This is a genomic window from Flavobacterium sp. GSP27 (assembly GCF_003970395.1).
Taxonomy (GTDB): domain Bacteria; phylum Bacteroidota; class Bacteroidia; order Flavobacteriales; family Flavobacteriaceae; genus Flavobacterium.
In genome coordinates, this window is sequence record NZ_RYDP01000001.1 from 228,593 (window position 1) to 239,564 (window position 10,972).

The following is a 10,972-nucleotide window of genomic DNA, read 5'->3' on the forward strand; positions in this document are numbered from 1 at the left end:
TTATTAAATATGTACAATAATTCTTTCTTTAAGAAAATTCTGGTAGTGGCAAGTATTGCTTTTTTATATTCTTGTGATAAAGATTATAATGAAATTGGAGCGGGTTTAATAGGTGAAAATAATTTTAACCTGGAAAAAGAAACGTATGATGTAATAGCCTACAATCAAAAAACGGGGCCAATACAATCTAATAATCTTGCGGTAAGTCCTTTAGGGATTTTTAATAATCCTAATTTTGGCGAAGTAACAGCAAATTATGGTACACAATTGACATTGGTCACTCCTATATCTACTATAGGTGCAAATGCTTATATAGAAAGTGTAATCTTAACAATTCCATATTTTAGCACATTGACCTCCTCATCTACCACAACGGGAAATGTGTATCGCTTAGATTCAATTTATGGTGTTGAAAAAGCTAAAATGAAAATTAGCATCTATGAGTCGGGTTACTACATGAGAGATGCGGATCCGGTAGGTGGTTTTCAACAGGCTCAAAATTATTTTACAAACCAAAATACAGAATTTGATAATGTTAAAGTATCCAGTCGTTTAAATGACGCTGTGGATACAGCACAAAACGATGCTTTTTTCTTTGATCCTGCGGAGCATGTAGTTGCGGTTACGGATTCCTTAACTAATGCTGTTACCACAACAAGAACGGTTCCAGGAATGCAAATTAGTCTAAATAGAGGCTATTTTAAAACAAGGATAATAGATGCTGTTGCTTCGGGGAAATTAGCAACAAATGATGTTTTTAAAGACTATTTTAGAGGCCTGTACTTTAAAATGGAGAAAGCGGCAGGAAGTGCCGGTAATTTAGCAATGTTGGACTTTAAAGCAGGAAAAATTACGATAAAATACAATGAAGATTTGGCCTCAACTACTGGAGGGAGCCCAACACGAGTTAAAAAAACCATAGTGATGAACCTGACAGGAAACTGTGTTAGTTTGTTAGAAAACAATTTTGGAAGTAGCGGACTTGCCTATAATGCTTTGCCTAATACGGGAAATACTTCGGAAGGAGACGAGAAATTATACCTTAAAGGGGGCCAAGGATCCGTTGCAGTATTGAGTCTTTTTAACACTCCGGGTCAGTTAGAAGCCATTAGGAACAGTGGCTGGTTGATCAATGAAGCAAGTCTTGTTTTTCATATTGATGCGGAGGCTATGTCAGGTAGTTATGAACCAAAAAGGATCTATCTATATGATTTTAATAATAATCGGCCTATTGTGGATTATTATATGGACTTAACGTCTAATACTGCCAATCTCAAAAAAGCAAAAACAGTTTTTGATGGGAATATTAACGTAAATGCTACTTCCAAAAAAGGGTTGACATACAAGATTAGAATAACCAATCAAATACGAAATCTTATCAATGTTAAGGATTCAACTAATGTCAAATTAGGTGTTGTTGTTACCGAAGACATCAGTGTATTTCCTTCCCATAAATTGAGAACTCCTAATTCTTTTATCACCGGAGCGCCAAAAGCTTCTGTTATGAGTCCTTTGGGAACTATTTTATATGGCTCAAAATCTACCGTCCCAGTTGATAAACGATTGAAACTTGAAATTTTTTATACAAAACCAAATTAAGTCAAATTTATGTGTGGAATCGTTGGATATATCGGTTATAGAGAAGCTTATCCTATTGTAATAAAGGGATTAAAAAGGCTTGAGTACAGAGGGTATGATAGTGCCGGTGTCATGCTATATGATGGCGAAAACTTGAAACTGTGTAAGACAAAAGGAAAGGTTTCTGATCTGGAGGAGAGCGCTTCTTCTAGCATTACTACCAACGGAACAATTGGAATAGGACACACACGTTGGGCTACTCATGGAGTTCCTAATGATGTAAATTCGCATCCGCATCTTTCTAATTCTGGAGATCTAGCTATAATCCATAACGGAATTATTGAAAACTATTCGCCCTTAAAGGCAGAGTTGATAAAAAGAGGGTATGTATTTCATTCAGATACGGATACCGAGGTGTTAGTGAATCTAATTGAAGAAGTACAAAAAAAAGACAATCTAAAATTAGGCAAAGCAGTTCAGGTCGCTTTAAACCAAGTGGTGGGCGCTTATGCAATTGCTGTTTTTGATAAAAAAAATCCAAATGAAATTGTGGCTGCCCGTCTGGGAAGTCCATTGGCTATAGGTGTTGGAGAAGGAGAGTTTTTCATTGCCTCTGATGCTTCCCCATTCATAGAATATACATCGAATGCTATTTATTTAGAAGACGGTGAAATGGCGAATATCAGGTTGCACAAACCGATGAAAATCCGAAAAATTAAAGATGATTCTTTAGTAAATCCGAATATTCAGGAACTTCAAATGAATTTGGAGCAAATTGAAAAAGGAGGATATGATCATTTCATGCTGAAAGAAATTTATGAGCAGCCAAGTGTTATCAAAGATACTTATCGTGGAAGGCTTCATGCTAATCAGGGATTGATTCAAATGTCTGGTGTGGAAGATAATTTAGAAAAATTTTTAAACGCCGATAGAATTATAATCGTTGCTTGCGGTACTTCTTGGCATGCCGGTTTAGTTGCGGAATATATATTTGAAGAATTTGCCCGTATCCCAGTTGAAGTTGAATATGCATCAGAATTCCGTTATAGAAATCCTATAATTAACAGTAAAGATGTTGTGATCGCCATCTCTCAATCTGGAGAAACAGCAGATACAATGGCAGCAATTAAGTTAGCCAAAGAAAACGGGGCATTTGTTTTTGGAGTATGCAATGTGGTAGGTTCTTCTATTTCTAGAGAAACACATGCTGGAGCCTATACACATGCCGGACCTGAGATAGGTGTTGCTTCGACCAAGGCTTTTACCACTCAAATTACGGTTTTGACTATGATTGCGTTGCGTTTGGCTAAAGCCAAAGGGACATTGTCAAATTCTGTTTTTCATGCTTATTTACAGGAATTAGAAATTATACCTGAAAAAGTAAAAGAAGCTTTAGAGACAAACGAGAGAGCAAAAGAAATTGCGGCGATGTTTAAAGATGCTCCAAATTGTCTTTATCTGGGGAGAGGCTATAACTTTCCTGTAGCGCTTGAAGGAGCCTTAAAGCTAAAAGAGATTTCCTATATTCATGCTGAAGGTTATCCTGCTGCTGAAATGAAACATGGACCAATTGCACTGATAGATGAACACATGCCAGTAGTCGTTATTGCGCCTAAACAAGGCCATTACGATAAAATTGTAAGTAATATACAAGAAATAAAATCCAGAAGTGGTAAAATTATAGCAGTGGTGACTAAAGGCGATACTCAAGTTAGGGAGTTAGCAGATTATGTTATCGAAATACCAGAAACTTCAGATGCTTTATCGCCGCTGATAACTACAATTCCGTTACAGCTCTTGTCGTACCATATTGCTGTTATGCGGGAATGCAATGTAGATCAACCTCGTAATTTAGCAAAGTCGGTTACTGTAGAATAAAATAAAATATAATAGGGATATTACTGATATCCTTTTTAGTAGTGCCAGCCTCGAAAGAAAAACTTTCGAGGCTTTTTTTATTAGTACTTCTTTTGTCTTTAATTTTTTTCCGAAATACAAACGAATCATAAATGTTTGCTCTTTTGACACTTTTATCATATATCCAAAAATCAATAATAATTTTGTGATAAATGTATTTTTTATATGCATGCATAGTGAAATTTTGATTTTTTAATCTAAATTTTAACATTTTGAAATAAAATATAAAATGTAGAATAACTGCAAATGAGGCAAAATTACTGATAAATATGAAATTTTACAGGTGATTTTTTATTAATATCAAAAATATTTGTACTTTGGCTTCCTAAACCAACAAAATAGAACCCAATGAGAGTGTATTTACTTTTTTTGTCATTGTTTTTTTGCAGTCTAACCTTTGCTCAAAACTCAATTTCAGGTACTGTTACTGATAGTAACAACCAACCAATTCCTGGAGCCAACATCAAGATAGTTGGAGATGCTTCTGGTACAATTACGGATCTAGACGGTTCTTTTGTATTGCAATCCTCTAAAAAACCACCTTATTCAATTGAGGTGACCAGTGTGGGGTTTGTTTCTCAACAAATTAGTGTTGTTTCTAGTAGTCAAAAACTACTCATAAAGCTTTTAGATGAAGAGAACAAGCTAGATGAGATCGTTGTTTCTGCTTCAAGAACACCAGAACGAGTGATCGAGTCTCCGGTTACTATTGAAAGAATGGGAATTCAGCAGATAAAAAACACCACGGCGCCAACCTTTTATGATGGTTTAGAAAACCTGAAAGAGGTGCATTTTAATACCAGTAGTATTTCCTTTAAATCGATTAATACAAGGGGGTTTTCAACTGTCGCCAATACGCGTTTCATGCAACTGGTAGACGGAATGGATAATTCATCTCCGGCCTTAAACTTTGTTTTGGGGAATTTAATAGGACTTTCTGATATTGATGTTGCTAATGTAGAATTGCTGCCGGGAGCTTCCTCTGCATTGTATGGTGCAAATGCTTTCAATGGTATTTTATTTATGAACAGTAAAAATCCGTTCACAAATCAAGGAATCAGTACCTACGTAAAATATGGACAAACAACCCAGAAAGTAGCAGGAACTAATGATTATTTTGATTTTGGACTTAGAGCTGCCAAAGCGTTCAGCAAGCATTTTGCCGCCAAAGGGAATTTTAATTTTATGAGAGCTACAGAATGGATTGCTGCTGATCAAAGAAGCGTTACTGGCGGATCAATAGGTCATGCTAATAATCAAAATTATGACGGATTAAATTTATACGGTGATGAGGTAACCACTTTTATCACTAATGTTGGTCAGGTAAGCAGAACGGGATACCGGGAACAAGACCTGAATGACAATAAAGTAAGAAGTGTAAAGGCAGATTTTTCTTTACATTTTAAACCATGGGAAGGGGAAACCGAAATTATATTACAGCACAAAATAGGTTTGGGGAGCACTATTTATCAAGGAGCGAATAGATATGCACTCAATGATTTCTTTATGCAACAAACTAAAATAGAAGTAAAAGGAAAAAATTTCTTTGTAAGAGGGTACATAACGGATGAAGATGCAGGGAATTCCTATGACATGCGTTTTGCTGCTTGGAATGTTAATAGAGCGGCAAAATCAGATACAGAATGGTTTACGAACTATGCTACAGCATATCAACTTTCAGGTGCAGTTTTGGGAACTAATGCACAGTTATCTGCTGCGAATGCAAGGAACTATGCCGATTACAATATTAAACCGGCTGGACTTCCTTTTTTGCCAACTCCAACAGGGAGTGCGCGATTTGAACCGGGTTCGGTACAATTCAATCGTGCTTTGGCGACTGCAATAGCGGAACCGGATCTAACCAAAGGAGCTAAATTTATTGATCAATCAAAAATTTACCATTCAGATGTAAATTATAATTTTAAAGATCTAATAAAATTTGCAGAGATCCAATTAGGAGGGTCATTCAGACAATATGAAATGAATTCTCAGGGAACAATTTTCACTGATTTTGATGGTCCTTTACGTTATAATGAGTATGGTGCTTATACGCAATTAACTAAAAAATTCTTAGATGACCGATTGAAATTTACTGGGTCTGCACGGTACGATAAAAGTCAAAATTTTAATGGAAATATATCCCCTCGTGTCTCTTTAGTGTATTCTGCGGGAGAGTCAAAAAGACATAATTTCAGGGTTTCTTATCAAACTGGTTTTAGAAATCCAACAACTCAAGACCAGTATATTGGTCTTGACTTAGGGCCATTTGCTTTAATTGGTTCAGCTCCTGAAAACTTAGATCGTTTTACAGAGGTTAGAGGAGTTAGTGCGGCGGGACAAGCAATGGGCGTTCCTGCTACGTTAACATTAACAGGACAAAATGCGTATAACAATTCGTTTACGCTAGCTTCAGTTCGGGCTTTTAGTGCGGCAATAGCGGCTAATCCAGCTAATGTTCCGGCTGCAGCAGCTTTGTTGCAAGTGGCTAATATAGGGCTGGTAAAGCCAGAAGAAGTTCAGGCACTTGAGCTAGGATATCGTACGGTTGTAAATAATGACTTATCAATTGATATTAATGGATATTACAATGTGTATAATGATTTCATGAATGTTTCAAGAGTAATTAGTCCTTATTATGGGGACGTTAACACGACATTTGATTTTGGAAATCCAGCAACTTTAGCGACGCTTTCTGCATTAAGTAATGGAGATAGAAGAGTGTACCAAGTGTATACGAATACTACTGCAAAAATCACGTCTCAAGGTTTTGGTGTAGGCTTGTCTAAGAAAGTGTATAAAGATTTTGAGGTTGGTGTAAATTATAATTTTGCTGAATTTAGTTTTGATCAAGCAGAAGATCCAGGTTTTGTAGCTGGTTTCAATACGCCAAAACATAGGGTTAAAGCGTCTGTAGGAAATGATAAATTATTCAAAAATTTTGGTTTTAATATCAATGCGAGATACAATACGGAATATTTATGGCAGTCCTCTTTTGCTGATGGAATTGTTCCTGAAAACACGGTCTTAGATGCTCAGATTAATTATGGTTTTCCGGCCTTAAAATCAGTGCTTAAAGTGGGAGCTACTAATATTGGAGGAAGGGATTATATTCAGGTAATTGGAGCGGGTGCCATCGGACAGCAATGGTTTGCTTCTTGGACAATTAATCCGTAGTTCAGAAAAGTCAATAATTTTAAAAAATATATTATGATAAAAAATTTCAAATGGCTGTTGTTGATTTCGCTAACCTTCGCAGCATGTAATAACGAGGATGACAATGCTGGGCCAGTTGAGGTTCCTATAACTTCCGGAACAGCAAGTTTTTCAAAATACGTTGCTTTAGGAGATTCATTTGCCGCAGGATATAGTGATGGCGCTCTTTTCAAAAAAGGACAAGAAAATTCGTATGTAAACATCCTGTCGCAACAGTTCGCTTTAGCAGGTGGTGGTGAATTTAAAACGCCATACACCAATGATAATATTGGTGGCTTATTGTTGGGAGGGAATGTAATTGCAACAAATAGGTTGTATTTTAATGGTTCAGGACCTGTTCAGGTAAGCGGTACTCCTACCACAGTAGTTACAAATAAAGTAGCTGGGCCTATTAACAACCTAGGAATTCCAGGGGCTAAAAGTTTTCATTTAGTAGCCCCGGGCTATGGAAACGTAGCCGGAGTGGCTTCTGGTGCGGCTAACCCGTATTTTGCTCGTTTTGCTTCAGCTTCAGGAACGACTGTTTTAGCAGATGCCCTGACTCAAGCACCAACGTTCTTCTCCTTGTGGATTGGCGGGAATGATGTCTTGACGTACGCTACCTCTGGAGGTATAGGAGTGGACAGAACCGGAAATTTTAACCCTGCTACTTATGGTTCTAATGATATTACAGATCCAACTGTTTTTGCAAATGTGTATACCGGGCTGGTGAATGCCTTGACGGCTAATGGTGCAAAAGGGGTGGTTGCGAATCTTCCTTATGTAACTACACTTCCTTATTTTACAACAGTTCCTTATAATCCAGTTCCATTGACTGCCGCTGTGGCTGCACAATTAAATGGAGGTTATGCTGCTTATAATGGAGGTTTGCAGGCAATGGTCACTAATGGGTTACTTACAGCAGCTGAAGCAACAAGAAGAACTGTTAAGTTTGCTGCAGGAGCGAATGCCGTGGTGATTGTAGATAGCTATTTGACAAATTTGAGTGCTTTTGGAGTTCCTTCGTTCAGACAAGCAACTAAAGAAGATCTTTTAGTGCTTACGTCGAGAACTTTTATTGGAACACTAGTAGGAGGGAATGCTGCAGCTGTAAACGGCGTTTCGGTGCCTCTTGCTGACAACTGGGTTTTATCTAAAGCGGAGGTGGCGGAAGTCAAAGTTGCTACAGATGCTTATAATGTTACCATCAAAGCAGTTGCTGATGCTAAAGGATTAGCTTTTGTAGATGCTAAAGCCACTATGGCACAACTGTCTTCAAGCGGAATTCGTTTTGGGAATTTTCATATTACGGCGGCTTATGTTACTGGTGGTGCTTTTTCACTCGATGGAGTGCATCCCAGCGCAAGGGGATATGCATTAATAGCAAACCTTTTTGCAAATTCTATAAATGCTAAATATACAGCTACGCTAAGACCTGTTGATTTAGGGCTCTACCCTATTCAATATCCGGCTTCTATTCAATAATTAGAATTTGATTTTCTATAATAACAACCACCCGTTTGATGACGTGGTGGTTGTTTATTTTAGTGACAACTCGGTCTTTTGTTAGTTTCTAAGTCGTTTCTAAATAATCTATTAAAAAAATATCTTTTTTTATAAAAAAATATCTTGATTTTATATTTTAAAAATTATCTTTGCACACTGAAAAAAGGGTGTAATCGATATGTTTCGATTGGTTCTGTTTCATAAACCTAAATAGCTATTTAATAAATACATAAGTGATGTCAAAAGTAATAGGAAAAGTTGCCCAAATCATTGGCCCAGTAGTTGACGTTGTTTTCAACGGTAAGGATGTTGAACTTCCAAAAATTTATGATTCATTAGAAATCACAAAAAAAGATGGTACACTATTAGTACTTGAAGTACAATCTCACATTGGTGAAAACACAGTACGTACCATTTCGATGGACTCAACAGATGGTTTGAGTAGAGGTTATGAAGTAGTTGGAACAGGAAGCCCTATCCAAATGCCAATTGGTGCTGATGTTTACGGTCGTTTATTCAACGTGATTGGAGATGCCATTGATGGTTTAGGAAACTTGCCAAAAACAGGAGAAAACGGGATGTCTATTCACAGACAAGCACCGAAATTCGAAGATTTGTCAACTTCATCTGAAGTTTTATTCACAGGTATTAAAGTAATCGATTTAATTGAGCCTTACTCAAAAGGGGGTAAAATTGGATTGTTTGGTGGTGCTGGAGTTGGTAAAACAGTATTGATTCAGGAGTTAATTAACAATATCGCAAAAGGTCACGGTGGACTTTCTGTATTTGCAGGAGTAGGGGAAAGAACACGTGAAGGGAATGACTTACTTCGTGAGATGCTAGAGTCAGGAATTATAAAATACGGAGATGAATTCATGCACTCTATGGAAAATGGAGGATGGGATTTGTCTAAAGTGGATATGCCAGGAATGAGAGAGTCTAAAGCTACTTTCGTTTTCGGACAAATGAATGAGCCTCCAGGAGCTCGTGCTCGTGTAGCACTTTCTGGATTGTCTATTGCGGAATATTTCCGTGATGGTGCAGGAACTGATCAAGGGAAAGATGTATTGTTCTTCGTGGATAATATCTTCCGTTTTACACAAGCAGGTTCTGAGGTTTCGGCACTTTTAGGCCGTATGCCATCTGCAGTGGGTTACCAACCAACATTGGCTACTGAAATGGGTGCGATGCAAGAGCGTATTACATCTACAAATAAAGGTTCTATTACATCAGTGCAAGCGGTTTACGTTCCTGCAGATGATTTAACGGATCCGGCTCCGGCTACAACTTTTGCTCACCTTGATGCAACAACAGTATTATCTCGTAAAATTGCTGAGCTAGGTATTTATCCAGCGGTTGATCCATTGGATTCAACTTCAAGAATCCTTACGCCTCAAATTTTAGGTGATGAGCATTATGACTGTGCACAAAGAGTAAAAGAAATTTTACAAAAATACAAACAATTACAAGATATCATTGCGATCCTTGGTATGGAAGAATTATCGGAAGAAGATAAATTAGCCGTTTCAAGAGCACGTCGTGTACAACGTTTCTTATCTCAACCTTTCCACGTTGCTGAGCAATTTACAGGATTAAAAGGAGTGTTAGTGGATATTAAAGATACTATCAAAGGATTTAACATGATTATCGACGGTGAATTAGATCACTTGCCAGAATCCGCTTTCAACCTTAAAGGTACTATTGAAGAAGCTATCGAAGCTGGAGAAAAAATGTTAGCGGAAGCATAAATTAATGTTCAGTGTTCAGGCTCAGTATTCAGTACTGTGACTGTAAACTGAGACTGTAAACTAAAAAGTATGTTATTAGAAATAGTTTCACCAGAAGCAAAATTATTTTCAGCAGAAGTAACTTCGGTTACATTGCCCGGAGTTGATGGAAGCTTTCAAATTTTGAATAACCACGCACCGATCGTTTCTATTTTAGGAAAAGGTGTCGTGAAAATTACAGCTTCTACTTTTGCTTTTGCAAAAGAGGTAGTAAGTAAATTCACGAAGTTAGATGATCAAAATTATACGCTAACGATCACTTCAGGAACAATTGAAATGAAAGATAATAAAGTTATTATTTTAGTTGACTAAAATAATTTTGAGTTATAAATCAAAGCTTCACAATTTGTGGGGCTTTTTTTTTGGAGCTATGTCCAGCTGTCCACTATATCTTTTACAAAGCTTCCAGCCTTCAAAAGGCTGGAAGCTTTGTAAAAGGATGCCGTTTCCATCTGGGCTAAAAAGTCGAGAATAAGAGATTATTTATCCTTTGCAAACTCCATAATATCTCCGGGTTGACATTCCAGAATCTCACAAATCAGTTCTAGAGTCGAAAACCGAATCGCTTTTGCTTTTCCGGTTTTCAAGATAGACAGATTGGCTGTTGTGATTCCCATCCGTTCCGCCAGTTCATTGGAGCGCATTTTTCGTTTAGCGAGCATTACGTCTAAGTTGATGATTATAGACATGATTATATTGTTAAATTATTTTCAGTTTCTATGATATTTCCTTTTTTAATAACATCAGAAAAAGCTAATAACCCAATGCCAATTGCAAGTAGTAACAAATACATAATAATATCAGAAAGTATTTGGTTCTTTGGCTTCTGACTCATGCCCAACAGTCTAATTATAATCCCAGAAACGCTTAACAGCAATAAAAGACAGCCACTTCTGTTAAATCTTTCGGAGCTTTTAAAATTAAAAAAGCCTAACTGGTTTCCAACATCTGTTAGGCGGTAGTTGATAAAATGAGATATTAAAACAAATCAT

At 37.0% G+C, this 10,972-nt stretch carries 8 protein-coding genes; 6 read left to right on the plus strand and 2 right to left on the minus strand.

What is annotated here, in order from left to right:
* Positions 1-9: 9 nt before the first annotated feature.
* The 6 genes from EKM05_RS01070 to EKM05_RS01095 all read left to right on the plus strand — a co-directional run bounded on the left by EKM05_RS01070 (position 10) and on the right by EKM05_RS01095 (position 10,292).
* Positions 10-1,599, plus strand: coding sequence for a DUF4270 domain-containing protein (locus EKM05_RS01070; protein ID WP_126552974.1), 1,590 nt, complete (start codon positions 10-12; stop codon positions 1,597-1,599).
* A 9-nt stretch (positions 1,600-1,608) separates the two neighbouring features.
* Positions 1,609-3,456 (plus strand): glutamine--fructose-6-phosphate transaminase (isomerizing), encoded by a 1,848-nt coding sequence (glmS, locus tag EKM05_RS01075; protein WP_126457944.1) that lies wholly within the window; start codon positions 1,609-1,611, stop codon positions 3,454-3,456.
* A 387-nt stretch (positions 3,457-3,843) separates the two neighbouring features.
* Positions 3,844-6,669: a carboxypeptidase-like regulatory domain-containing protein gene (locus EKM05_RS01080; RefSeq protein WP_126552976.1), complete on the plus strand. Its 2,826-nt coding sequence runs from the start codon at positions 3,844-3,846 to the stop codon at positions 6,667-6,669.
* A 33-nt stretch (positions 6,670-6,702) separates the two neighbouring features.
* Positions 6,703-8,172 carry an SGNH/GDSL hydrolase family protein gene (locus tag EKM05_RS01085; RefSeq protein ID WP_126457950.1) on the plus strand — a complete coding sequence of 490 codons (1,470 nt, stop codon included), beginning with the start codon at positions 6,703-6,705 and terminating at the stop codon, positions 8,170-8,172.
* A 257-nt stretch (positions 8,173-8,429) separates the two neighbouring features.
* A complete protein-coding gene (gene atpD, locus EKM05_RS01090; RefSeq protein WP_126552978.1) occupies positions 8,430-9,941 on the plus strand; it encodes a F0F1 ATP synthase subunit beta in 1,512 nt (503 codons plus the stop codon).
* 69 nt (positions 9,942-10,010) lie between these two features.
* Positions 10,011-10,292 (plus strand): F0F1 ATP synthase subunit epsilon, encoded by a 282-nt coding sequence (locus EKM05_RS01095; protein WP_126552980.1) that lies wholly within the window; start codon positions 10,011-10,013, stop codon positions 10,290-10,292.
* A gap of 167 nt (positions 10,293-10,459) precedes the next feature.
* On the opposite strand, the gene EKM05_RS01100 is transcribed toward EKM05_RS01095, so the two are convergent.
* Both EKM05_RS01100 and EKM05_RS14345 read right to left on the minus strand, forming a co-directional pair.
* Complete coding sequence (locus EKM05_RS01100; RefSeq protein WP_126552982.1) at positions 10,460-10,669, minus strand: helix-turn-helix transcriptional regulator; 210 nt, start codon at positions 10,667-10,669, stop codon at positions 10,460-10,462.
* A 2-nt stretch (positions 10,670-10,671) separates the two neighbouring features.
* The gene (locus EKM05_RS14345; RefSeq protein WP_158615128.1) at positions 10,672-10,815 is read right to left on the minus strand and encodes a hypothetical protein; all 144 of its coding nucleotides are present in this window, start codon (positions 10,813-10,815) and stop codon (positions 10,672-10,674) included.
* Positions 10,816-10,972: the final 157 nt, after the last annotated feature.